This window comes from Microcoleus sp. S13_C5 (assembly GCF_036700845.1).
Taxonomy (GTDB): Bacteria; Cyanobacteriota; Cyanobacteriia; order Cyanobacteriales; family Microcoleaceae; genus Microcoleus.
Genome location: NZ_JAUBPR010000035.1, coordinates 1 through 24,024 on the forward strand (window position 1 = coordinate 1; position 24,024 = coordinate 24,024).

Here is a 24,024-nt window from a genome sequence, read left to right on the forward strand (position 1 = left end):
AATTTTATATTATCGCTCTATCCAATGGGTATTTCTAAACCCGGTACGCTATATCTAGTGGTCGTGCGTAAGTCCTGATCAGGATTGGAAGTCCGGCTGTTGCTCCGAAACGGCGAGGAAATTCAGACGGATGGCAAATAGGACAACCTCGCACTCCAAGATGTCGGTATCCTGTGGTCAAAAAGGGTAAAGGTCGGTTTCAAAACTCGTCCAAATCGATTAGTTAACCTCTCTACCTCTGTCTAAACTCACAAAATTTACACTCAACTTCTTCTGAGTGAATTTTTGCTTAGTCTAAACTCCAAGTTGAACCCAATCGCAAATTGTACTTGGCAGTACCATTTGAAGTGTATAGAACATTTTTTCAATACGAGTTTACTCAAATTGCGGTACAACAGTATCAGGCGTTGCTAATCGTATACGATCCAACAAATGAGGTAATTATGCAATGGACAAACTAGCTCAATATCGTCAATACGTTCAGACATCAATCACCCGTTATGCCGAAGATGATGTTTCCGATGATGAAGTCGAAGTGCAACTAATATTAGACACAGAACGAGATCATTATCAGTGGATGAATGTCGGCTGGGAACACTTAACCCGGATTTATCGAAGCATCATTCACATTGACATCAAAGATGGAAAAATCTGGCTTCAGCAAAATTTAACCGACCAAAATCCTGCCGAGGAATTAGTTGCAATGGGAGTACCGAGAGAGGATATTGTTTTGGGATTGCAACCCCCATACAAGCGGCCCTATACTGATTACGGTGTAGCGTAAAATGTCCAGCTAAAAAAACAAAATACTCAGATTCCCAACTTCTTGAAGAAGTCGGGTATCTAATTCGCCCTACTTAGCCTTAACGCTTTTCAGCCTCCGCAAAGTAGCAGCGGCGTAATTCTGCTTTGCAGAATCATCGAAAACATACCGATTGCCAATTTCGTTAATAGCGGCAGCAACAGAACAATAAGCAGACAGTTGATTAATAATAGAAGCAGCCCAATAATTCTGAGTGTTTAAAAAAGTTTTAGACGGCTTTTTAGCAACTAAATTCGGCTGAATTCCCCGCGCAGACCAACCAAATTCCGCCGCTATTGCCAGCACCCCTATATATTCAGCGCGAGTGACGGGCTGCGTAGGTTTAAATGTTCCATCTTGATAGCCGCTAACTATCTTTTTGTCCCGCGCAAATAGAACTTTTCCGGTACTCCAGCGAGAAATAGGAAGGTCGCTATAGGGACGGATAGAAACATTGCTAGGAAATGTGATATTAGCATCTTGTATTCCTTTCCAGGATTCCAATACTAAAGATACCAATTGCTCTCTGGTAACAGCAAGTTGCGGTCGAAAGGTATTATTTTGAGAAAACCGGGCTACAAACCTAAAGCCCACAGCTTCTTTAATTTCGGAAGCGTAGATATCATCGGTAGCTATCTCCGCATTGTAGAAAAGCCAGTATTGCCTACGGTATTGGTATTTCCTGCGGTATTGGCTGCGGTATTGGCTGCGGTATTGGCTGCGGTATTGGCTGCGGTATTGGCTGCGGTATTGGCTGCGGTATTGGTATTGGTATGGGCTGCGGTATTGGTATTGGTATGGGCTGCGGTATTGCTTGGGTATTGCCTCCGGTATTGCTTCCGGTATTGCCAATTTCTTCCGGTGCGGGTTGATTAGTAGTGAAATAAAAATGACCTAATGTACGACCTTGGTAAGCTCTTTTACTCAAGTGCCAAGCAGGATCGAGAGTGATTTTCATGAAATCGTTAACATCGCCATTTGTGCGACCGATAACCACAGATTTTCCTTGGTAATCTACCGGAGTTCCTATTAGTAGAACATTGCCCTCAACACTTTCCAAAGTTAGGGTATATTTTAATGCTAAATCTGTGCCTGCCATGCGAATTGAAAAGCCGTTGCTGTCTGTTGCGCGGCCACAAATACCGGTGAAATCAAAATTAACTAATAATGGATCGACTTTCACGGGATTAGAGCCACTTTCGCTCCAGCATTTTCGCTTGTCAGATACTTGTTCTAAAATTAGCAATTGGTAGCCGCCGTAAGGGCGGGGTTGGGCGATCACAATTACTCGGTCTTGGTTAATTTCGGTTTCGTCAAAAGTAAATGCTTTAGCCGAACCGATCGCGCCAAGTGTTAAAATTGCTGAACCTGCCAGTGCGGCCACTGTTCGTACAAGTGAATGTTTCATGATTTTTTCCTATTGGCTCCTTATTGTGATGAGACTTATCTAGAATATAAAAAAGTCGCGCTCTTCAGACAACAAGATAGAATTTTAGCATCTCTTGTTCCGGTGTTACCAAGTGCGATCGAGGGCCGAGCGTCACATTGGTTCGTAGTGAGAACTAAAGTCCGAGCGAATTTTTATCAGGACTTTAGTCTTCACTACAAAGTTATGACCGTTATTTTACCGAGGAACTTTGATAAGCTGTTCGGCATCTAAATTGTATTTTCCGGGCGGGAAGCCCACTCCATAAGAATTTGATGCGACTTGACAGTAAAATTTAGATTAGCCTGGGCTTATTACTTGCGGGACACGATCGCACTATTGAGCAAAAAAACGGTGCGTTACACTTGGTTAACGCACCCTAAAACAAACATTCAAAAAGCGCCTTTCCTGTCTAGCGGAACATACTGCTAACAGAACTATCTTCGTGAATCCGCCAAATAGTTTCTCCGAGCAAATTCGCTACCGAAAGCACTGTCAACTGCTCAAAACGGTTCTCTTCCGGCACAGGAATTGTATTCGTAACAATTACCTCTTCCAAAACCCCGCTAGACAAACGCTCGATCGCCGGAGGCGAAAACACCGCATGAGTAGCACAAGCATAAACCTGCCTCGCACCCTCGCGGCGCAACAATCTCGCACCTTCAGAAATCGTGCCGGCAGTATCGATCATGTCGTCTACCAACACAGCAGTTTTGCCCCTGACATCACCGATAAGATTCATCACTTCTGCCACGTTGTGAGCTTGGCGGCGCTTGTCAATAATTGCTAGGGGAGCATCACCAAGCTTTTTGGCAAAAGCTCTCGCCCTAGCGACTCCGCCAACATCCGGCGAAACCACAACAATATCCGTCAATTGCTTGCTCGCCAGATAATCCAAAAGCACCGGCGAACCGTAAACGTGATCGAAAGGAATGTCAAAATAACCTTGAATCTGAGCCGAGTGCAAATCCATCGCCAAAATGCGACCAGCCCCAGCTTCCGTAATCAAATTAGCCACTAATTTTGCAGTAATCGACTCTCTTCCGGCCGTTTTGCGGTCAGCCCTAGCATATCCGTAATAGGGAATGACAGCAGTAATTTGTCTGGCCGAAGCGCGGCGACAAGCATCGATCATAATTAACAATTCCATGAGGCGATCGTTTACCGGACAGCAAGTTGGCTGAATCAAGTAAACATCGCAACCCCGAATCGATTCTTGAATTTGAACGTAGAGTTCCCCATCAGCAAACCGCTTGCGAACCATCGGCCCCAAATCGATCCCCAGATAGCGAGCCACCTCTTGGGCGAGGGGAATATTAGCAGAACCGGAGAACAGCCGCAGACGGTCATGCGCGGAAATTGGCGGCTCGGGAAGCGGAAGCGGTAAAGTAGCAGAACGGATCACAGCAGGCCTCTTGCAGGACGTTTATTCCATCGCTATCTTACCATCTGAAACTAGAAATATTCAGCCAATTTTTTAATACATTTAACATTCGGGGCGACCACAAGTGTGAAGTTAGGCGAATTGAATAGGACTTGCAGAAATATGCCCGAGAAACCGGGTTTCTAGCCCACTTTCGGCACCCTTAACGGTCACAATCGGTTTTTACTTATTTTTGTCCACTAATAAAACTATAAGTTATACGAGAATACCGTACATTAACGGATAAATTACTTTTTAAAGGCATAATTTATTACTGTAAAGATAGAGCAGTCTGCGTAATTATGCTGTGTGACACCCCCAGGGTGTGGAATGTGGGTTCTAGCGAACTCTGTACAGGCAGAAGTACGATCGCACTTGTGTCCCTGCGTCTAAAAGTTCTAGCGTGAGTCAATTTGGGGCTGAGGCTGCAAGTGCAGCCACCCCAAATTCAGTCGAAAGCCAAAGGCATCCGGGTTCAATGCGATAAAAAAGCCACCAACAGGCAATAAACTTGAAAAATACTGTAAAAAAAGTTAAGAATCGGAAGCATACTTCAGATTTTTGATATCGGGCAAAGCAAGGTAGAAATCGATGAGCTTAAGAGAACGCATTGACGCAGAAATCAAAGCAGCCATGAAGTCCAAGGACAAAGTTCGCTTGGAAACTGTTCGCGGCATCAAGAAATTTATTCTCGAAAAAGAAGTCAGCCTCCGTCCCTCCGGCCAAGACACGCTGACAGAAGCTCAAGAAATGGAAATTTTGATGCAAATAGCCAAACAGCGCCGGGATTCGATCGAACAATACCGCAAAGGTGGCCGCGAAGATTTAGTGGCACAAGAGGAGGCGGAGTTAGCAATTGTTGAAGAGTATTTGCCACCCCAGATGTCAGACGAAGAGGTGAGTCAAGTCGTTGACGAAGTAATTGCCTCGGTTGGCGCTACTTCTGCAAAGGATATGGGCAAGGTGATGGGCAAGGCAATGCAGCAGCTTAAGGGCAAAGCAGACGGTAACAGAATTCAAGACATGGTGAAAGCAAAGCTTAACAGCTAGTTAGCTTAAACTCCAATCTTGCAGCATTGGCGATCGGCATTTCAGGGGCGGGCTATTCGCGCCACAAAAATATTGAACTTTGAACCCAACAGGAATCCGGGCTGTTGCTCAAAGTTGCTCAAACAGTCCAGGACTCATCAACACTAAAGAAACCGGGTTTTTGATCGGATCTGCGGGTTGCAACCTGTGTATTTTCGTGAAAAAACCCGGTTTCTGACCATCATTGCGTCCAAGAATGTCAAAAAAATGTAAAATACTAACTTTGGTCGGGACTGGGGACTACAGAGAGTGAAGTATGCTCAAGAGCATTAAAGACCTAGCATTACTAAGTCTGTGAGCGATCGTCTATTTTTAAACATTGTCTACTTAAACTTATGCAGCCACCTATTGCTATTGGAACTCTCCTACAAAACCGCTACCGCTTGGTGAATATTTTAGGTCAAGGAGGATTTGGCCGGACTTATTTAGTAGAAGATTTGGGACGGTTTCAAGAACGCTGCGCCCTGAAGGAATTGATTCCGGTGCAAAGCGGGCCTTACGTTTTGGAAAAATCGAAGGAATTGTTTCAAAGAGAGGCGGCAATACTTTACCAAATTGGGCACCCACAAATTCCCCAGTTTCGGGCAATATTTGAAGAGAACCAGCGTTTGTTTTTAGTGCAGGATTACGTGGAAGGGATGACTTACCGCGAACTGTTGCTCGATCGAACTTCAAATGGTCGCACCTTCACCGAAGCCGAAGTCTTGGTATTTATCCGGCAAATGCTGCCGGTACTGGCTCACATCCACGCCCGCGGCATCATCCACCGCGACATCTCCCCAGAAAATATAATTCGGCGGGAAAACGACCAAATGCCGGTGCTGATTGACTTTGGAGTGGTGAAGGAACTCGCCACCAAAGTTCAGTCTCCCGAAGGAACAGCCCACGCGACAACTGTCGGTAAAATCGGCTACGCGCCGATGGAACAGTTGCAAAGCGGGCGGGCAACAGCCAGCAGCGACCTCTACGCTTTAGCTGTAACGGCGATCGTCCTGCTGACAGGCAAAGAACCGCAGGAATTGCTCGATCAAACAACGCTGCATTGGAATTGGCAGCAGCAAGCGCAGGTGAGCACGGGTTTGGCTTTGGTGCTGAATCGGATGTTGAGCCGGTCTCCAGGCGATCGATATCAATCTGTCAGCGAAGTCGCCCAAGCACTCGACGCCCAAACTAATCCTAAACCTAGCCAGCCAACTGTACCGCCGGCGCCAGCAGTGGTACAGACAAACCCTTCGCTAATAGCAACAGTGGCCGTGGGCAGGCCGCCGGAGCCCGCCGCCCAGAGTTCCCACCCGCAAAACCAGCCAGACCCGTTAATTGAGCCTGCTGGCGGCTCTTTTTGGGACAATCCCATCGCTGCGATCGGACTGCTGGCGGGCTTAGTAATCTTGACTGGCTTTGGTTCCTGGGCTTTAGTCGGCTCATTTCTCAACAATTCGCGGCCCAAACCCACTCCGACAGCGCCAGCAGTCACCAGTCCGACGCCGACACTAACTCCGGTACCAAACCCGCTACCTTTGCCAACCCCAACCCCGCAACCTTTGCCAACTCCAACCCCGCAACCTTTGCCAACCCCAACCCTAGAACCTTTGCCAACCCCAACCCTAGAACCTTTGCCGGAACCGAGCCCAGAACCCAGCGCAGAACCAAGCCCAGAACCCAGCGCAGAACCCAGCGCAGAACCAAGCCCAGAACCCAGCGCAGAACCAAGCCCAGCGCCAACTCCGACGCCCAAACCGACGCCCGCGCCCAAACCGTCGCCCAAACCGTCGCCCAAACCGTCCCCAACACCAGCACCAACACCAGCACCAACTCCCGCGCCGTCGCCCGCACCCAAACCAACTCCCGCGCCGTCGCCCGCACCAGCACCAACACCCGCGCCGTCGCCAACACCAGCACCAACTCCCGCACCGTCGCCTGAACCTACCCCAACTCCCGCACCGTCGCCGGAACCAGCACCAACTCCTGCGCCTTCGCCCGAACCAGCACCAACTCCTGCACCATCGCCGGAACTCTAAACTTCTGGCAAAATTCCCCTAGACTGAGGTTGAGGCCAATTACTTTTTAGCTATTTGCCAATGAACTCGCTGCTAATTGCTGGAACTGATACCGACGCGGGCAAAACTGTTTTGACCAGCGCTCTGGCTGCTTATTGGCAAATGTATTTTCCCGATCGCAGTTTGGGAATTATGAAGCTGTTGCAAACGGGAACGGGCGATCGCGAACTCTACACCCGTTTGTTTGCCCTCGACCAATCCCCCGAAGAACTCAATCCGCTGCACTTTGATGCGCCTCTAGCACCGCCGATTGCTGCGGAACGGGAGGGGAGACGTATCGAACTCGAAAAGGTCTGGACGGCGTGGCAAAGCCTCTCTGAGCGCAAGGATTTTGTGTTGGTGGAAGCTTTGGGAGGACTTGGATCGCCTGTAACGTGGGAACTGACTGTGGCCGATATTGCCAGGGATTGGCGGCTGAGGGGGGTTTTGGTAGTACCTGTGAGGTTGGGGGCGATCGGGCAAGCTGTGGCGAATGTTGCTCTCGCCAGACACACTGGTTTTAAGCTGAGAGGAATTGTGCTCAATTGCGTTAAAGCTTATTCGGAACAAGAAATTGCCGATTTAGCGCCCGTTGATTTGATCCAGTCGCTGACTCAAATACCTGTGTTGGGTATTTTGCCCCATTTAGATGACCCGAATGACCTTGCTAAATTAGCTAAAGTTGCTTCAGATTTAGATTTAGAGCGGTTGCTACCAGGGGTTAATTTAGTTGCTCAGACTTCTAAATAACCCTATTCTAAACACCTCTCTTTCTCATTCTTCTCTTCCTCTGCGTACTCTGCGCCCTCTGCGGTTCATTTAAAAAAAATCTCCTGCACAACTCAGATAGGATTGAAGAAGATTTTATTTTAACCGCAGAGACCGCAGAGACCGCAGAGAAAGATAAGAGAGAGTTTCACAAATTATTCAGGGTTGCTATAATTAGTAATTACCATTTATTAAGTGACTAAACGTCAAATTTAATAAAAAAAAAGGAGAATAAAACATGGTTTCTACTTTACCGAATTTAACCTCTGTCGATTTGTCTCAATTGCGGCTGGAGATTAGAAATTTGCAGCCTCAGCTAGTCGAATGGCGTCGCCTTTTGCACCAAAAGCCGGAGTTGAGTTTTGATGAAAATTTAACGGCGCAGTTTATCTCACAAAAGTTGCAGGAATGGGGCATTGAGCATCAAACTAATATTGCTAAAACTGGTATTGTCGCCACTATAGACAGCGGCAAACCGGGGCGGGTTTTGGCAATTCGAGCTGATATGGATGCTTTGCCTATTCAAGAAGAAAATGAGGTGGATTATCGATCGCAGCATGATGGAATTATGCACGCTTGCGGCCACGATGGCCACACTGCGATCGCCCTCGGTACTGTCTGTTATCTCGCAAAGCACAAACACAGCTTTTCGGGTAAAGTAAAATTTATCTTTCAGCCCGCCGAAGAAGGGCCAGGGGGCGCAAAACCGATGATTGAAGCGGGAGTTTTGAAGAATCCTGATGTTGATGCGATCGTCGGCTTGCATTTGTGGAACAATCTACCTTTGGGCACTGTAGGCGTCCGCAGCGGCGCTTTGATGGCGGCTGTCGAAGTTTTTGACTGCACGATTTTTGGCAAAGGTGGACACGGCGCAATGCCACATCAGACTGTGGACTCGATCGTAGTTACAGCCCAAATTGTCAGCGCTTTGCAGGCAATTGTCGCGCGGAACATTGACCCGATCGACTCAGCGGTAGTAACTGTCGGCAAATTCCACGCAGGCCACACCCACAACGTCATTGCCGACACCGCTCAAATCGGTGGCACGGTGCGCTATTTCAACCCATCATATCAAGGTTATTTTGCCAAGCGAATCGAGCAAGTAATTGCCGGAATTTGTCAAAGTCACGGGGCTAATTACCAATTAGATTATTGTGCGCTTTATCCGCCAGTTATTAATGATTCGAGAATAGCTGAATTGGTGCGCGGCGTGGCAGAATCCGTTGTCGAAACTCCTGCAGGAATCGTTCCCGAATGTCAAACAATGGGCGGCGAGGATATGTCGTTCTTTTTGCAAGAAGTCCCAGGTTGCTATTTCTTTTTGGGTTCGGCAAATCCAGAGAAAAACTTGGCTTACCCGCACCATCACCCGCGCTTTGACTTTGATGAAACTGCGCTGGGGATGGGTGTAGAAATGTTTGTGCGGTGTGTCGAAAATTTTTGTGCGGTGTAAATCAGGCTTTCAGGGGCGGGCTAGAAGCCTACCCCACCACAAAATTTAGTTTTTCTAGAACAAGCAAATTCATGTCTTGTGGAACAGGCATCTTGCCTGTTCCTGAGAATGGTACAACATCTCAGATATTACCGAGTTTGAAAGATATTCTGCACCATTTTTTTATCTACACTCGCCGCCGCCTTATCCAATTCGGCAATCTCCCCGGAGTCTAACTCCCAGCCCAAAGCACCAATATTATCCGTCGCCTGTTCCACAGATTTAGCCCCAGGAATGGGAATAGTTTCTTTGCAAATGCACCAGTTGATTGCTACCTGCGAAACAGTCTTGTTTCTGAATGTCGCTATTTCTCGCAAACATTCCAAAAGCGATCGCATTCCCGGAAGTAGCTGCTTGCACGCCAAACCTCGGATACCTTTAGGAAGAGAGCCGTTTTCAGAATATTTACCCGTCAGCAAACCCAAGGCTAGAGGACTGTAAGCAATCAATTTTATCCCCAATTCATCGCAAACATCTTTCAATCCGAGTTCTGTCACCGGATAGGTAGAAAGTAGCGAATATTGCACTTGTAAAGTAACAATAGGAATTTGGCGATCGCTAAATTTCCGATGCACCCATTTCAGCCGTTTCGGCCCGTAATTAGACAAGCCCACTCCCTTGACCAATCCTTGCTCATAAAGGTCAGCCAAACCATCTAAAAGAGCCCCCTCTTGCCAAGGAGCGTAATTGGCTGTAGACCAGTGCATTTGTACCAAATCTACATTTTTTCCGAGGCGCGCAGCAGAGGCTTTGCAAGCCGATATCATTGATTGTCGCGTCAGTCTCCAAGGATAAGCAGCCAGTTTTGTCGCAATACAAATACTGTCTTTATTTGCACCTTGATATTCTTGAGAAAACTGACCCAAAAGCTGTTCGCTGCGTCCATTTAATTTCCCTGTGCCGTAAGAGTCGCCGGTATCGAATAAAGTGACGCCGTTACTAACACAAAGATTGAAAACGGCTTGCAATTCGTCGTCCATACTTTCATTGTAGCCCCAGAGAAATCTGTTGCCCCAGGCCCAAGTACCGCAGCCCATTTTTGGCAGTAAAATTTTTGGCTTTGTTTGCATTTTTATTGAGGGTTGTTATATTAACTCCGGTTAAACTGACATCTTGCACCTCTGTTAGGAACAGGCATCTTGCCTGTTCCACAAAGAGTGGATTTTATTGTGGGCCGTTGCTCCTAGCCCGCGCCTCAGAGCGTTATTGTTGTAAAACCCGCCCCTCCGAATTAATGGTTTCTAACTAATGACTAATGACTCATGACTCTTTCTTATTTTTACGTGGTTGGCGAGGGCGAAGGTGGGCTGTTTTTGGTAGGTTGCTCTGGCTTAGATTTGGGGTCTGGTTTGGGTGGCGCAGGCGGAGGGAAAGTCGCCGCGCGTCTGGGTATTTGTAGCGCTGTTCGGAATGCAGAAGACGGGAAGAAATCGCTAAATTGAGAAAGTCGAACTGCTAGGGGTTCTGGCGCATCTTCCCACAAGCTTTCGTAGTAGAAGAAAGCGACGCCTAAGCCGTATTCTTGGACTGCTTGCACTTGAGATTTAATTTGCTGAATCGGTACGGGGTTATTTCTCAAACCTGTCATAATCCCAATGCCGGTGGGAATCTTTTGCTGTGCTTCTTGCATTTCTGGACGGTTAATCTTGTCTACAAATGATTCTAAATTGGGACGGTACACTTGCACGATTAGCTCGTCGGCAATATCCAAACGCACCCAAGCCAGCCAATCTTGCAGGTGATGTTTGTAAGCAAACTCGTAGTAATTGGGAGAAATTGAGAAAATGGCATGGGGTTTGACTGCTTTGACGGCTTGATTTAGCTGCGACATAAAAGCTGTGATTTTATTGGCTCGCCACTGCACCCATGCTGGATTTTGAAAATCTTTGGGCGGAGCTTGTTTTGTTTCTTTGGTATACAAAGCAACTGTGTAGTCATCGTAGCCAAATTCCGCCGGCAAACTCATGTGATCGTCAAATTGAATGCCGTCGGCGTTATATTGAGTGGTGATTTCTAGTACAAGTTCGGTAATGAATTGCTGCACTTCTGGATGAAAGGGATTGAGCCAAACTACTTCGCCGCCCGCGTCGTTTGATGTTTGGCTGCCGTCTTGTTTTTGTGTCAGCCAATCGGGATGATTTAAGGCTAATTCTGATGTGGGAGGAGCCATGAAACCAAACTCAAACCAAGGAATTACTAGCAGACCTTGGCGGTGAGCTTTATCAATTAAATCTGCGAGCATATCTTGTCCGTCTAACCCTCTGTAAACAAAGGGTTGAATGTCTCTTTGCTGCGCTACATAGCTGGGATACATTGCATAGCCAGAATTCCAGGCTACAGGATAAATAGTGTTGAAATTTAACCGCTTTAATTGGCTGACAGCATCTCCTAGTTTGCGACGATCTCTGAGGATGTCTTTGTCGTTTGTCGTCATCCAAACGCCGCGAATTTCCTGGCGGGGTTGCTGGGCGATCGCCGGAATGAAGTTGTTCGCCAGCAATACTATAATGAATGAAAGGGCAAACAGAAGCGGAAAAAGAGTTTTTATCGATCGCTGCCAACTGCGCGGAATGATGCGTAATGTCATAGTTTTGAATGGTGAGTTAGCTATTGAAACACACCCCGGCATAATTTGGTGATAAAATTTGGTCGCTCTACAGTCTACAGCCATTTGCGCTGATTTTGGAATCGGTTAAGTGAAATGGGTGGATTGCTGTTATGCGATCGCAACTGAGCTAAGTATAATCTCTGAGACAGAGGGTAAGTGACAGCATTCTGTTTAACTGCTGGGAAATCATCATTAATTACGAACTGCAAGCTTTCCTTACCGGACAGTGCGGGCCCAGGAGTGCAAGTGCTGTACAATATTGGTGCTGGAACATCTCGATCGAACATCTGTAATTGTGAAACATTTAGTGTTAATTGGCGGCGGTCACAGTCATGCTATCGTATTAAAAATGTTCGGTATCAAACCGCTACCGGGAGTGCGTTTGACTCTGATTAGCGACGTGCTGCACGCGCCTTATTCGGGGATGCTGCCGGGACACGTTGCCGGGTTTTACGATTATGATGAATGTCACATCGATTTGCGATCGCTCGCTGAATTTGCCGGGTGTCAAATATTAATCGATCGGGCGATCGCGATCGACATTAACAAAAATTTAGTTATTTGTCAAACTCGCCCTCCGGTTAATTTTGATTTGCTTTCTGTGGATATCGGCAGCACTCCTGCGACTTTATCTGTACCGGGTGCAGCTGAATATGCAATTGCAGCTAAACCCGTACCGCAGTTTTTAGCTAGCTGGAATCAGTTAATTTCCGAAAGGCTAAACCATCCCCACAAACCGCTGCGGATAGCCATTGTAGGCGGCGGTGCAGGCGGCGTAGAATTAGCATTAAATATGCAATATCGATTGGGGAAGGAAGAGGGGTTCGGCAACGAGCAGTGTACGGGATTTAACGGATGGATATTAAGGTACAGCGAAAGACGTAAGAGAGAAAAGAGAAGGGGGAAGAAAGAAGAAGAATTAGAAATTCATTTGTTTCACAGCGGTGCTGAATTGATGCAGGGACACAATCAGCGGGTGCGCCGCCGCCTTAAAGAAATTATGATTAATCGTGGCGTTAAAGTGCATTTGCATGAAAAAGTCTGTGCTGTAAAAAAGATTGAGAGAGAAACCAATCCTCAATTCCCTACCGATTACCAAATTTCCTGTAAATCAGGTTTAGAATTAGAGTGCGAGCGCATTTTTTGGGTAACACAAGCATCGGCAGCCAATTGGATAAGAGAATCTGGTTTAGCAGCCGACTCAAACGGCTTTATGCAAGTCAACGATTGCCTGCAATCAGTCTCTCACCCCAACGTGTTTGGGGCTGGCGATATCGCTGCGATGGTTAATTATCCCCGTCCCAAAGCAGGGGTGTTTGCCGTGCGTCAGGGCAAACCGCTGTTTGAAAACTTGCAGCAGTTTTTATTGGAAAAACCGCTGAAACCCTTTGCACCGCAGGAACAATACTTAGGGTTAATTGGTACTGGAAATAAAAGAGCGATCGCATCTCGCGGAGCTTTCATGTGGGAATCGGCGCTGCTGTGGTACTGGAAAGATTGGATCGATCGCCAGTTTATGCAAAATTTTAGCAATCTGCCAAAAACAGGCGATACCAAATAGCAATACATTCAGATATTCTCCTCTCTTCCTCTGCGTCCTCTGCGTCCTCTGCGGTAAATAAAAAAAGTCTTATTCAAAAACCATTTAAGCTTGCTATAGTAATATCAGAAGTAAGAAAAACTAACTATGTTCAGAAAAATTTGATTTTGGCTGATTTGGATTGCATTTATCACCTACGCCTTTGTATTTGCACCACCCGACAGCCCAGAAACCATGACACTAATTACCAATCTTTCCACAGGCAAAATAGCAGACATCAACCCTTTAATTGTAGCGTTGTTCTACATCATGGGAGTCTGGCCGCTCATCTACAGTTGCGTCTTATTTGCTGACGGCAGGGGGCAGAAAATACCTGCATGGCTATTTGCCACTTTATCCTTTGGCGTCGGCGCGGTTGCCTTGCTGCCTTATTTATTTAGCCCTGCGCGAACCGAATCCTGAATTTCCCGGTCATAAAAATATCTTTTTAAAGATATTAGACTCCCGTTTTACTGCTATTTTCCTAACATTGGGCGCTGCTGCTTTAGTTTCTTTTGGCTTGACAAGAGGCGATTGGTCTGATTTTATTGGACAGTGGCCAACCAGCCGTTTTATCCACCTAATGAGTTTAGATTTTTGTATGCTTTGCCTGCTATTTCCTGCCTTATTGGCAGACGACATGGCGCGCCGAGGAATGCAGAATGGCGCAGCATTTTGGGCAGTGACATTAGTGCCGCTGTTCGGGCCGCTGGCTTATCTGTGCACGCGCAAACCGCTGCCGGAAACTAATACTGAAACTGTTACAAATTAGACAGCAGTTCAGGGAATGCTCACTTTAATCTAGGAATCAATCACAAGTAATCATATAAGAAACAGGCAAGATGCCTGTTCCACAATAAGTAAGTAAGTTTTATTGTGGGGTGGGCTTCTAGCCCGCCCATGAAACACTGATTACAAATAGTGCCAAATCAGAGTATTAATCTAAATAATTATCTCCCAGTCTCTAGCAAATGAAAAAAAATCCGATTGTTGGCATCACAACATACAACCGCTGTTCAGCAGGCGAGTATCGCTTAAATGGAACTTATATTGATGCAGTTCAGGCGGCTGGTGGAATTCCGATTTTGCTGCCGCCCAATCAATTAGACCCCAGTAGTATTTTTGATGCAGTAGATGGTTTGATTTTTTCCGGGGGCGGAGATATCAACCCAGAACTTTATGGCGGTTATGTCGATCGCACAGTTTACTCGGTTAATGCAGAACGCGACAATTTTGAATTAAACTTAGCAAAGCTAGCTTTGAAGGCTGACATACCTGTGTTGGGGATTTGCCGGGGAATGCAAATCCTGAACGTAGCCAGCGGTGGCAGTTTGGTGATTCACGTACCGGATGCTTACGGAGACGAGATTAATCACGGATCGGGAATTCCCCCGCGTGCGATCGAGCATACCATTGAAATTGAGCCAAACAGTCGGCTAGCAAAAATTATGGGAAAAACTTCAACAACAGTTGTTTCCTGGCATCATCAAGCAGTGAAAAAGGTAACATCCGATTGGCGAATTGTAGCCGATGCACCTGACACTTTGGTAGAAGCAATGGAGCACTGCTATCACCCTTGGATGATAGCAATTCAATGGCATCCGGAAATGTCGCCAAACTGCTCGGTAAACTCTCGAATTTTTCGGGCTTTCGTAGAAGCAGCCACTTCAAGATTTATGAATTCTACCAAGTCAGCATCAAAGGCAATTCCGACATTTTTATAGTCACTTATTCTTGATAGTCAGTATCTATTTCAATATCGAGAGTATCTTCATCTATTCTGACATACAGAACATTCGGGCGACAGCAAACCTCACAATCTTCGATATAAGATTGCTCCATACCACCGCTGGTATCAACAAAAGTTGTATTCGGTTCGCCGCAGAAAGCACAGTAATATTCAGCCGTTGTTTGCATCTTTCTCGCACTCTCTTTTTGTGACTTCGTGGCGGTAGCGAAACATATCTGTTAACCGCATTTCCACCCACCAACCTAACAACAAATCGACAATCGGGCCACCCGGTATCGAAAATACGATCGCATCTGTCAATCTAGTCTTGCCATTTTCTGAGGTAAACTCGTGTCGGTGAACCCAACGTGCCATCGGCCCCTCGGTTTGTTCATCAACAAACAAGCGATATTGTTCGCACTCAGTGTGAGTTGCCACCCATTTTACAGGAATCGGCCCCAATAACAGGCGAAATTCTGATACAGCACCCACATCGAGTCCCCCTTCGCGGCGAATGATTTTCACCGGTTGCCAAGGCGGAGTCAAAAGTTGCAGAATATCCGGCCTTTCGTGAAAGTTCCAGACTGCTTCAACGGTGGCATTAATCAGCGACGAATATTTAAAATTGGGCATTGTATCGTTGAGCTAGACAGTTAAGTGCGATCGTGTTTCAGCATTTGCAGTATTATCCTCTGTATCAGTACAAACAGCAACAGTTAGTTTCAATCCCAAAGCCTTCAGCCAAGTTCCCAGATTATAAATCGCATCACTTCCTTGCTGCGACAGCAATTCATCCAGTTTTTTTAAGTGCAATTCATATTGTTCGGGAGACATCTGCTGTTTGCCAAGAGCTTCTGCTACATTGCTAAGTACCATTTGTAGCAGTTCGGTCTCCGGGTTTTCTTCTTCAAAAAAAGCCTCTAGATACATAGCAGAATCTATTGGCTTTTTGAGAGATTCTATTAGAAAGGGATGGTAAGGTAAACTTTTAGGCATTATCTTCACTCATATAATCTGTTAAACAGATGCGCTCCCTTTTTTAGCCTACGGGCAATTTTGCGAAATAACTCCTAGCCTCAGCCAAATGCTTCTTCAAAGTCGCCTCCGGTAGCGGCCCTTTTAAATGACTCCAAGGCAAAACCTGATCCAATTCCCACTCTTGAAAAACATAAAAATCCATCTCCGGCAACTGTCCCCGCAACTCCTTAAAAGCCCGTCGATAACTGCCCAAAGTATCGCCGTAATGCCGCACTAATTCCAACAGCCGAGACAACCGCCGATCGCCCTTTGACAACAAACCCTGAATCACCGACCAGTTATAGCTTTCCGGTCTAAATTCTAAACCCAGCTTCCGCAATTCTTTATCTAAAAACTTCAGCCTCTTCTCCGCATCTTTATTCACTCCAAACCACTGAAAAGGAGTGTGAGATTTCGGGACAAAAGTGCTGCATCCCAGAGTCAACCGCAAACCGGGAACAGCTTTTCTAATCCCCCGCATCATTGTCACCGTTTCCTCTAAATCCTCCATCTCTTCGCCGGGAATTCCCGCCATCCCGTAAAGTTTAATTCCCTTTAAGCCGCCCGCCTTAGCATTGATAGCAGCTTGGATAATTTCGTCATTGGTGAGTTTTTTGTTAACGATTTTGCGGATGCGATCGCTCCCGCTTTCCACCGCAATTGTCACAGATTTGCTGTCTCTGTTTGTCAAAATTTCTGCCAATTTAACTGTCACCGTATTCGTCCGTACCGAAGAAAGACTCAGCCGCACGCCGTCGTATTTCGGATGATTCAAATGATCCAGCAACGCTTCAAATTCCGGGTGCTGAGTGACCGAAGCACCCAACAAACCCAAACGATTAGTCACAGCTAAACCGCGATCGATCGCCGGAATTAGCGAACCCTCCAAACTCGCAGTTCTAAACGGCAAAGTCAGATAACTTGCCAAACAAAAACGACACATTTCTGGACAACTCCGAACCACTTCCACCATGTAAATATTTTCCCAAGCCGCTTTTTCTGTCACCACAGTGGAAGCAGATAAAGTATTGCCGCGATAAGTCTGTTTTTCAACCATAGTGGGAATTCCCGAATCGACTGGCTGAATCGATTTAATACCCTCAGCGGCATCCAGATAAGTTACTTCGTACAAACTGGGGACGTAAACTCCCGGAACTTGGGCTAAATGCCGCAATTTAGTTTGTCGGTCGGCGGTACGGACTTCTTTATAAGCATCAATAAAATTGTCTATGAGATGTTCGCCATCTCCCAGCAAAATCACATCAAAAAAATCTGCAAAAGGTTCGGGATTAGCAGTAAAAACCGGGCCACCGCCGAAGACGATCGGATGATTATCAGTTCGTTTTGACGCCCAAATCGGAATTTCTAGAGATTCCAATAAATTTAGAATATTTACATAGTCTAGTTCCCAAGAAAGCGAAAATCCCAGTAATTCTGGATGTCGGGGAAGCTGTTCGCGGATATCAGTAAATAAACGACCCACTTCAATATCCGATCGCACAGCCAAAGTTGCCCACACTATCTGATAGCCGAGACTGGTAATACCCACCGTGTACTCGTTGGGAAAAGCAAAAATAGTCGGGATAGCATCAGGATCGGGGGTTGCTGGGGCAAATAATAAGCGTTCTTGAGCAAATGGATTAGGGTTCACGGGCAAATTTAGTTTTAACAATAGGTCTGTTCTTATCTCATTTTAAGCCATTTCCAAAGTCATTGTAGGGTGCGCCAGGGTTGAATGTGGCGACCACAAACTAAGGAGCTCTCCCCTGACGCACCCTACAGTTAGTTAGCTGTTACATCCGTTACATCCGAAGAAAGCGAATCAGTTGGCGAACTTCCTTCTTGTTTCTTCAAATTTACTCTGAAATAGAATTGCGATCGTCCTGAGTTCTCGGAGTAGGCGGTGCACTGTGAAAAGTTGCAATCAGCAAACAGATAATCCCAGCATTAATAAACACATCGGCTAGATTAAATACCGGGAACCGAATGATCCGAAAATCGATAAAATCTACAACGTGGCCCGAAACAAATCGATCGATCCCGTTTCCCAGTGCTCCCCCCAAAATCAAACCGTAGCCAGCTTGTTCCCAGCGGTTAATTCGTGGCCCGAACCAAGCCAGCACAATCAATCCCACACTAACGCCCAAAGACAGCCACCGCAACCAAATCGCCCCGCCATTGCTGAACAGACTAAAAGCCGCACCGGTATTAACAACATAAGTGAAGTGGAACACCCCAGGTAACAGCGCCTGCGTCTGCGGAGGAACCGTCAAGTCAAAATTTTGCACCACCCAAAACTTAGTCAGGTGGTCTAAAACTAAACTGATAACAGCAGCCACCCAGAACAAGGGATTTCTTTTAAAACGCATGAATTAAACAATAGAAAATGGGGCATCGGGCATGAGAGAATTTACTCCAATCTCACTTGTCATTGCGAGCAGAATGCAGTGCAGCAAAGCAATCCCAGCCGCAGCGAGATTATTTTCCCGTTTCGCAATGTATAGTATAACCTTATTTTGCACAATTACCAGTTACCTCTTCCTCCTTCCTTCTTCCTTCTTCCTCCTTCCTTCTTTCTTCTTCCGTCTTCCTTCTTCCTTACATCCGTTACATCCCGTACATTGCTCGTTGCCGAACTTCCTTCTTTCTTCGCAATTAATAAAACATCAAGCGACGCAAAGTAAATGACAGCACTGCGATCGCACAAACTACCGCCAATTGCCCCGGCAGAGGGTAAACCGAATATTTAAGAATCTCATCGAATAAAGGTGTTTTTTTTGCTGGAGGCAGCAAGTAAGTAAAAATTAGATAAATTAAGCCGATCGCGTGAACAGTGAACAAACCGCACAAACAGCTAAAAGCCATAGATTCCAGCCGCGAAGCCACCTTAAAAGCCACCCAGCCGCACACCCAAGCACCAGGCACAAAACCCAGCAAATACCCAAAACTCGCTTCTTTGAGATAGCCGATGCCGCCGCCTTGAGAAAAAACTGGCCACAAAGTTAATCCTAATGCCAAATAAGCAATTTGCGAGAGAGCCGCAGCATTTTTCCCCCCCATGCAGCCTACTAGCAAAACGGCTCCAATTTGATAGGTAACACCTAAAGAGTACGCCTGAAGTCCTCGATCGTCCCACAAACCAATAGGAATTGTGACAGATGCAGGCAAAAAAGTGCCTCCTATCGTCAGGAGCAAACCAATAACAGCCCAGATTAATTCAATAGGAGCAGGCATTATCATCAAACGGCATTCGTCAGGAGGTATAAGGCAGAAGGCATTTGTCCGAGGCAAGCTTCAATGCCCGCAGCTTTTAAATTCTTAATACTAGCACTACTGTCAAAAAAACCACCATTGTATGGTTTTCTGGTTCTCAAGCCTGGATCTTGTGATAATTTAATGGGGAATTTTTCGCCCGAGGGCGATCGACTGCTTGTTTCCGTAGCTATTTCTATGCCATTATCTTATAAATTCACAATTGTCAAGCTCATAAATAACATTAATAATATTAATTAATATTAAATTGCGATTAAGTGTAAAGATTCTTAACCTAACCTTTACTTTTGCGCGCTATGCTGATGCGGGACACCCATATAACGATCGCAGATTTTTTATACCTATGCTTTTTCGTCTCAACTTGATTAATCCAAACCGTCTGACTACAGCAATTTCCGCAATGGCGATCGCCCTCAGTTTAGCAGCTTGTGGCGGCGGCAGCACAACCACAGGCAGCACCCCCACTCCCGGCGACACTGCAGCATCCCCCGGCGCTTCCCCCGTTGCAGCCACCGGCACAGCAGCAAACACCAAACTCGCCCTAGCTTCAGACGTAGCCATCACCGCAGCCGGCGCCTCATTCCCCGCTCCCCTGTACCAGCGTTGGTTTCAAGACTTCAACAAAATCAACCCCAAAGTACAAATTAACTATCAATCAGTAGGCAGCGGCGCCGGAGTCGAACAATTTACCAAAGGCACAGTAGACTTTGGGGCCAGCGACACCGCCATGAAAGACGACGAAATCGCCAAAGTTCCAGCAGACAAAGGCGTGATCTTGCTGCCCATGACAGCCGGCAGCATCGTCATCGGCTACAACCTGCCAGACTTAACCGAACCACTAAAACTGCCACGGGATGTTTACGCAGATATCTTCGCCGGTAAAATTACCAAGTGGAACGATCCCAAAATTGCAGCCGCCAACCCGACGGCTAAATTGCCAGACCAAGCCATCACCATTGTCCACCGTTCCGACGGTAGCGGTACCACCGCCGTCTTCACCAAACACCTGAGTGCCATCAGCCCCGACTGGAAAAGTGCAGTAGGCGACGGCAAAACCGTACAGTGGCCCGTAGGCGTAGGCGCAAAAGGCAACGAAGGCGTCACAGCCCAAATTCAGCAAACTGCAGGCAGCATCGGCTACCTAGAATACGGCTACGCCAAAAACAACAATGTCAAATTTGCATCTTTGCAAAACAAAGCAGGCACATTTGTAGTACCTACCGATGAATCAGCTTCTCAAGCTTTAGCGACTGCGCCCCTGCCGGAAAACCTGCGAGCATTTATCGAAGACCCCGAAGGCGCTCAATCCTACCCAATTGTCACCTACACTTGGATGCTCGTCCCCAAAACAGTTACTGACCCCAACAAAGCTAAAGCCATCGAGGCAATGGTTGAATACGGCTTGAATGAAGGTCAAAAAGTTAGTTCCGAATTGGGCTACGTTCCTCTGCCCCAAAGCGTTAAAGAAAAAGTAGCCGCGGCCGCTGACGGCATCAGCCCAGACTACAAGATTGAGGTTGCCAAATAGTAATTGAAGGAAGAAAGAAGAGGGAAGAAGGAACAGAGAAAAAGGAAGAAGGAAGACTGAAGACGGAAGAAGGAAGACTGAAGAAAAAAAGAGAGATTTTTCTGTAGAGGCGGGTTTTACCAGAAATTTTTGTTGAAAACTCAGGGGATTAATAAACCCGCCTCTCTTTGATTTTATTTATGGTCTTTCTTTCTGCTTCCTTCAAGCTTTTTCCGAAACAGGCTATTTTCCACTACTATATATTTGGTTTTTTTTTCTATGATTTCAGATAATCACAGCGCTCAATCAGAGAGCCGATCGCGCTCTGGGGCAGAAAAATCCTTAGACCAAGGCTTTATCTGGCTGACTCGGATTTTGGGCATAGGAGTTGGTGTAATTTTGCTGGTAATCGCACTCACCGTTGCTTATCGGGCTTTACCTGCGATTCAACAGTACGGTTTGGGCTTTCTGTTTGGCAGTAGCTGGAATCCGGTTAAAGAAGAGTACGGCGCGCTGCCGATGATTTACGGGACGATCGTCAGTTCGGCGATCGCGCTCCTAATTGCAGTACCATTAGGAGTAGGGACTGCCATTTTCTTGAGCGAGGACTTTCTGCCGCTACCAGTGCGTACAGCTTTGGTTTTTTTAGTAGAACTTTTAGCCGCCATTCCCAGCGTAGTCTACGGTTTGTGGGGAATTGCTGTATTGATTCCCATGATTACCACTCTCGGCAAGTTTCTCAACGGCACTTTCGGATGGCTGCCGATTTTTAGCACCTCGCCAGTTGGGCCGGGAATGTTACCAGCCGGAGTAATTTTGGGAATCATGACTTTGCCCATTATTACTGCTATATCCCGCGACTCTTTGGCAAGTCTCCCGCCCGAATTGCGGCAAGCATCTTTAGGTTTAGGAGCTACTCGCTGGACAACAATTTTTAGAGTGCTCGTACCGGCGGCTTTTTCCGGCATTGTCGGCGGAATTATGCTCGGGCTCGGTCGCGCGATGGGAGAAACAATGGCTGCAACTCTGTTAATTGGCAATTCCAATCAGTTAAGTCTTTCTGTGTTAGCTCCGGCAAATACTATTGCTTCTCTGATGGCAAATCAGTTTGCGGAAGCCTCAGGGTTGCAAGTAGCAGCTCTGATGTACACTGGGCTAATTCTGTTTATTATGACACTGATTGTTAATATTTTGGCAGAGTGGATTGTTTCTCAAGTAAGAGCGAAGTACAACTAGAAGTTTGCCGCAATTTCCTACATAGTTTTAGTTTATGTCAAATAGCGTCTCCGATGAGAATCCTTTGGTATCGAAAACAGGTAGTTTGAAGAAGGTTAAAAACAGCCCGCAAGCGCTGTTTAGTCTGGGGATGACTCTACTGGCTGGAGCTAGTCTGGTAATCACTCTGCTGCCTTTGTTTGCAGTGCTTTCCTACGTCACCGTACAAGGTTTTAATCGCCTGAATTTAGACTTGTTTACCAAGCTGCCACCGCCGCCCGGACTATCGGGAGGCGGTATTGCTAATGCAATTCTCGGTACATTGATGACGGTGGGAATTGCTTCTTTAATTGCTGTTCCTTTTGGTGTATTGGCCGCCGTTTATTTGTCGGAGTTCAGCAGTGGCCAAGTAGCTCGCTGGGTACGCTTTGCTACTAATGTCCTCAGCGGCGTTCCTTCGATTATTGCCGGGGTATTTGCCTACGGTTTGTTCGTGGTAAATATGGGAGGTTTTTCGGCAATTGCAGGGGGCGCGGCGCTGGCTGTGCTGATGTTGCCGACAATTGTGCGGACTACTGACGAAGCTCTACAAATCGTCCCGCAAGATATTAGATGGGCGTCGGTTGGTGTGGGTGCTTCTAATTATCAAACGGTGTTGCAGGTAGTTTTGCCTGCGGCAATTCCGGCTATTTTAACCGGTGTGACTTTGGCAATTGCTCGTGCTGCTGGAGAAACTGCTCCTTTGATTTTCACGGCGCTCAATTCGCCTTTCTGGCCTGCAGGATTTGATAAGCCAACTCCGAGTCTTTCGGTTTTGGTGTACAACTTTGCAACGGTTCCTTTTAAGGCACAGAAAGAATTGGCTTGGGCTGCATCTTTGATTTTGGTGTTTATGGTTTTATTGACGAGTATTCTTTCTCGCTGGGCTACTCACAAAAAAGTGTATTAAAGGGTGAGTTTTAAAAAGGCATTCATGCACTTATGGTGAAGGCCGAATGTAACCCAGGTCTTGAGTAAAATTTGAGAGGATTGTTACCTGTATGATGATGGATTTAGACAAGCAAACGGAAACAGTTTTACGGACAGAAAATATCAATATTTTTTACGGCGCTTTTCACGCGGTTAAAAATGTTTCAATGGAGATTCCTAAAAATCGCATTACTGCCTTGATTGGGCCGTCTGGCTGCGGTAAAAGTACAATTCTGCGATGTTTTAACCGCCTCAATGATTTAGTTAGCGGTTTTCGTTTAGAGGGTAGGATTGATTACCACGGCCAAAATCTTTACGATCCTGATATTGATGCTGTGGCGGTGCGCCGCAAGATTGGGATGGTGTTTCAAAAGCCGAATCCTTTCCCGAAGTCGATTTATGACAATATTGCTTACGGTGCGAGGGTGAACAATTATAAGGGGGATATGGATGAGCTGGTGGAAAAATCGCTCAGCCAAGCTTATTTGTGGGATGAGGTGAAGGATAAGTTGAAGCAAAGCGGTTTTTCTCTTTCGGGTGGCCAGCAGCAGCGTTTGTGTATTGCTAGGGCGATCGCGATTAATCCTGATGTTGTGTTAATGGATGAACCTTGCGCTTCTCTTGACCCGATTTCTACGATTAAGATTGAGGAGTTGATGCGGGAACTCAAGGAGAAGTATACGATTGTGATCGTTACTCACAATATGCAGCAGGCTTCTCGGGTTTCTGACCTGACTGCTTTTTTCAATGCTAAACTTTCTGACGATGGGAAGCGGTTTGGCTATCTTGTGGAGTGTGACAAGACTGAGGTAATTTTCCAAAGTCCGAAGGAAGAGTCTACTTTAGATTATGTGAGCGGCCGTTTTGGTTGAGTCCCCGACAGGTTGAAACCTGTCGCTACAAAAACGAAGTCCCTCTCTAGGAGACTAAAAACATTTAATTTGCTGAGTTTGGTAGCAACAAAAAAACTGCGTAAAACTTTTCTGAATTTAGAATCCCGCTTTCTTGGAGAAAGCGGGATTCTGGTTTTTATGTTTAATAGGTCGATCGTACTTTTTGCAGAGAGAAGCCACTGATTTTTGTGAAGAAAT

23 protein-coding genes and 2 pseudogenes are annotated in these 24,024 nt (G+C 46.4%); 13 read left to right on the forward strand and 12 right to left on the reverse strand.

Annotated elements, in window-relative coordinates:
• Window positions 1-314: 314 nt before the first annotated feature.
• A pseudogene (locus QUA04_RS12070) lies at window positions 315-461 on the forward strand (element excision factor XisH family protein); the annotation flags it as partial.
• Complete coding sequence (locus QUA04_RS12075; protein WP_333257201.1) at window positions 449-784, forward strand: XisI protein; 336 nt, start codon at window positions 449-451, stop codon at window positions 782-784. The pseudogene QUA04_RS12070 and the gene QUA04_RS12075, both read left to right, overlap by 13 nt.
• Before the next feature lie 69 nt (window positions 785-853).
• On the opposite strand, the gene QUA04_RS12080 is transcribed toward QUA04_RS12075, so the two are convergent.
• The 3 genes from QUA04_RS12080 to QUA04_RS12090 all read right to left on the reverse strand — a co-directional run bounded on the left by QUA04_RS12080 (window position 854) and on the right by QUA04_RS12090 (window position 3,633).
• Window positions 854-1,396 (reverse strand): S-layer homology domain-containing protein, encoded by a 543-nt coding sequence (locus QUA04_RS12080; RefSeq protein WP_445242316.1) that lies wholly within the window; start codon window positions 1,394-1,396, stop codon window positions 854-856.
• A 70-nt stretch (window positions 1,397-1,466) separates the two neighbouring features.
• The gene (locus QUA04_RS12085; protein WP_333257203.1) at window positions 1,467-2,210 is read right to left on the reverse strand and encodes a DUF3747 domain-containing protein; all 744 of its coding nucleotides are present in this window, start codon (window positions 2,208-2,210) and stop codon (window positions 1,467-1,469) included.
• A 430-nt stretch (window positions 2,211-2,640) separates the two neighbouring features.
• A complete protein-coding gene (locus QUA04_RS12090; protein ID WP_333257206.1) occupies window positions 2,641-3,633 on the reverse strand; it encodes a ribose-phosphate pyrophosphokinase in 993 nt (330 codons plus the stop codon).
• A gap of 609 nt (window positions 3,634-4,242) precedes the next feature.
• Between QUA04_RS12090 and QUA04_RS12095 the strand changes: the two genes are divergently transcribed.
• The 4 genes from QUA04_RS12095 to QUA04_RS12110 all read left to right on the forward strand — a co-directional run bounded on the left by QUA04_RS12095 (window position 4,243) and on the right by QUA04_RS12110 (window position 8,997).
• A complete protein-coding gene (locus QUA04_RS12095) occupies window positions 4,243-4,701 on the forward strand; it encodes a GatB/YqeY domain-containing protein (RefSeq protein ID WP_333257208.1) in 459 nt (152 codons plus the stop codon).
• A gap of 374 nt (window positions 4,702-5,075) precedes the next feature.
• A complete protein-coding gene (locus tag QUA04_RS12100; RefSeq protein ID WP_333257211.1) occupies window positions 5,076-6,758 on the forward strand; it encodes a protein kinase domain-containing protein in 1,683 nt (560 codons plus the stop codon).
• A gap of 60 nt (window positions 6,759-6,818) precedes the next feature.
• The gene (gene bioD / locus QUA04_RS12105) at window positions 6,819-7,526 is read left to right on the forward strand and encodes a dethiobiotin synthase (protein ID WP_333257213.1); all 708 of its coding nucleotides are present in this window, start codon (window positions 6,819-6,821) and stop codon (window positions 7,524-7,526) included.
• Window positions 7,527-7,782: 256 nt separating this feature from the next.
• On the forward strand, window positions 7,783-8,997 hold the full coding sequence (locus tag QUA04_RS12110) for a M20 family metallopeptidase (RefSeq protein ID WP_333257216.1): 1,215 nt from the start codon (window positions 7,783-7,785) through the stop codon (window positions 8,995-8,997).
• A gap of 128 nt (window positions 8,998-9,125) precedes the next feature.
• Here QUA04_RS12110 and QUA04_RS12115 read toward each other — a convergent pair whose 3' ends face one another.
• The 3 genes from QUA04_RS12115 to QUA04_RS12125 all read right to left on the reverse strand — a co-directional run bounded on the left by QUA04_RS12115 (window position 9,126) and on the right by QUA04_RS12125 (window position 11,931).
• Complete coding sequence (locus QUA04_RS12115; protein ID WP_333257219.1) at window positions 9,126-10,106, reverse strand: aldo/keto reductase; 981 nt, start codon at window positions 10,104-10,106, stop codon at window positions 9,126-9,128.
• Between the two features lie 209 nt (window positions 10,107-10,315).
• Complete coding sequence (locus QUA04_RS12120; RefSeq protein ID WP_333257222.1) at window positions 10,316-11,707, reverse strand: glycoside hydrolase family 10 protein; 1,392 nt, start codon at window positions 11,705-11,707, stop codon at window positions 10,316-10,318.
• The gene (locus QUA04_RS12125) at window positions 11,698-11,931 is read right to left on the reverse strand and encodes a hypothetical protein (protein WP_333257225.1); all 234 of its coding nucleotides are present in this window, start codon (window positions 11,929-11,931) and stop codon (window positions 11,698-11,700) included. The genes QUA04_RS12120 and QUA04_RS12125 overlap by 10 nt, the downstream gene beginning before the upstream one ends.
• An 8-nt stretch (window positions 11,932-11,939) precedes the next feature.
• Here QUA04_RS12125 and QUA04_RS12130 point away from each other — a divergent pair, with 8 nt between their 5' ends.
• The 3 genes and pseudogenes from QUA04_RS12130 to QUA04_RS12140 all read left to right on the forward strand — a co-directional run bounded on the left by QUA04_RS12130 (window position 11,940) and on the right by QUA04_RS12140 (window position 14,947).
• Window positions 11,940-13,205 (forward strand): FAD-dependent oxidoreductase, encoded by a 1,266-nt coding sequence (locus QUA04_RS12130; protein WP_333257228.1) that lies wholly within the window; start codon window positions 11,940-11,942, stop codon window positions 13,203-13,205.
• Between the two features lie 150 nt (window positions 13,206-13,355).
• Window positions 13,356-13,995 (forward strand): annotated as a pseudogene (locus QUA04_RS12135) (DUF2834 domain-containing protein).
• Window positions 13,996-14,194: 199 nt separating this feature from the next.
• Window positions 14,195-14,947, forward strand: a complete 753-nt coding sequence (locus QUA04_RS12140) for a gamma-glutamyl-gamma-aminobutyrate hydrolase family protein (RefSeq protein ID WP_333257231.1) — start codon at window positions 14,195-14,197, stop codon at window positions 14,945-14,947.
• 4 nt (window positions 14,948-14,951) lie between these two features.
• On the opposite strand, the gene QUA04_RS12145 is transcribed toward QUA04_RS12140, so the two are convergent.
• From QUA04_RS12145 to QUA04_RS12170, 6 genes are all read right to left on the reverse strand, one after another.
• Window positions 14,952-15,140, reverse strand: a complete 189-nt coding sequence (locus QUA04_RS12145; RefSeq protein ID WP_333257234.1) for a CPXCG motif-containing cysteine-rich protein — start codon at window positions 15,138-15,140, stop codon at window positions 14,952-14,954.
• A complete protein-coding gene (locus QUA04_RS12150) occupies window positions 15,124-15,585 on the reverse strand; it encodes an SRPBCC family protein (RefSeq protein ID WP_333257237.1) in 462 nt (153 codons plus the stop codon). The genes QUA04_RS12145 and QUA04_RS12150 overlap by 17 nt, the downstream gene beginning before the upstream one ends.
• 12 nt (window positions 15,586-15,597) lie before the next feature.
• Window positions 15,598-15,948: a transcriptional regulator gene (locus QUA04_RS12155; protein ID WP_333257239.1), complete on the reverse strand. Its 351-nt coding sequence runs from the start codon at window positions 15,946-15,948 to the stop codon at window positions 15,598-15,600.
• A 43-nt stretch (window positions 15,949-15,991) separates the two neighbouring features.
• Window positions 15,992-17,620, reverse strand: a complete 1,629-nt coding sequence (locus QUA04_RS12160) for a radical SAM protein (RefSeq protein WP_333257242.1) — start codon at window positions 17,618-17,620, stop codon at window positions 15,992-15,994.
• Between the two features lie 205 nt (window positions 17,621-17,825).
• Window positions 17,826-18,338 carry a signal peptidase II gene (gene lspA, locus QUA04_RS12165; protein WP_333257244.1) on the reverse strand — a complete coding sequence of 171 codons (513 nt, stop codon included), beginning with the start codon at window positions 18,336-18,338 and terminating at the stop codon, window positions 17,826-17,828.
• A gap of 286 nt (window positions 18,339-18,624) precedes the next feature.
• On the reverse strand, window positions 18,625-19,203 hold the full coding sequence (locus QUA04_RS12170) for a biotin transporter BioY (RefSeq protein WP_333244950.1): 579 nt from the start codon (window positions 19,201-19,203) through the stop codon (window positions 18,625-18,627).
• Window positions 19,204-19,585: 382 nt separating this feature from the next.
• Here QUA04_RS12170 and pstS point away from each other — a divergent pair, with 382 nt between their 5' ends.
• From pstS to pstB, 4 genes are all read left to right on the forward strand, one after another.
• Window positions 19,586-20,770 (forward strand): phosphate ABC transporter substrate-binding protein PstS, encoded by a 1,185-nt coding sequence (gene pstS / locus QUA04_RS12175; RefSeq protein WP_333257247.1) that lies wholly within the window; start codon window positions 19,586-19,588, stop codon window positions 20,768-20,770.
• Window positions 20,771-21,028: 258 nt separating this feature from the next.
• The gene (gene pstC, locus QUA04_RS12180) at window positions 21,029-21,985 is read left to right on the forward strand and encodes a phosphate ABC transporter permease subunit PstC (RefSeq protein ID WP_333257250.1); all 957 of its coding nucleotides are present in this window, start codon (window positions 21,029-21,031) and stop codon (window positions 21,983-21,985) included.
• Between the two features lie 34 nt (window positions 21,986-22,019).
• On the forward strand, window positions 22,020-22,913 hold the full coding sequence (gene pstA, locus QUA04_RS12185; RefSeq protein WP_333257253.1) for a phosphate ABC transporter permease PstA: 894 nt from the start codon (window positions 22,020-22,022) through the stop codon (window positions 22,911-22,913).
• A gap of 91 nt (window positions 22,914-23,004) precedes the next feature.
• Window positions 23,005-23,805 carry a phosphate ABC transporter ATP-binding protein PstB gene (pstB, locus tag QUA04_RS12190; protein WP_333036858.1) on the forward strand — a complete coding sequence of 267 codons (801 nt, stop codon included), beginning with the start codon at window positions 23,005-23,007 and terminating at the stop codon, window positions 23,803-23,805.
• The last annotated feature ends 219 nt before the right edge of the window (window positions 23,806-24,024 follow it).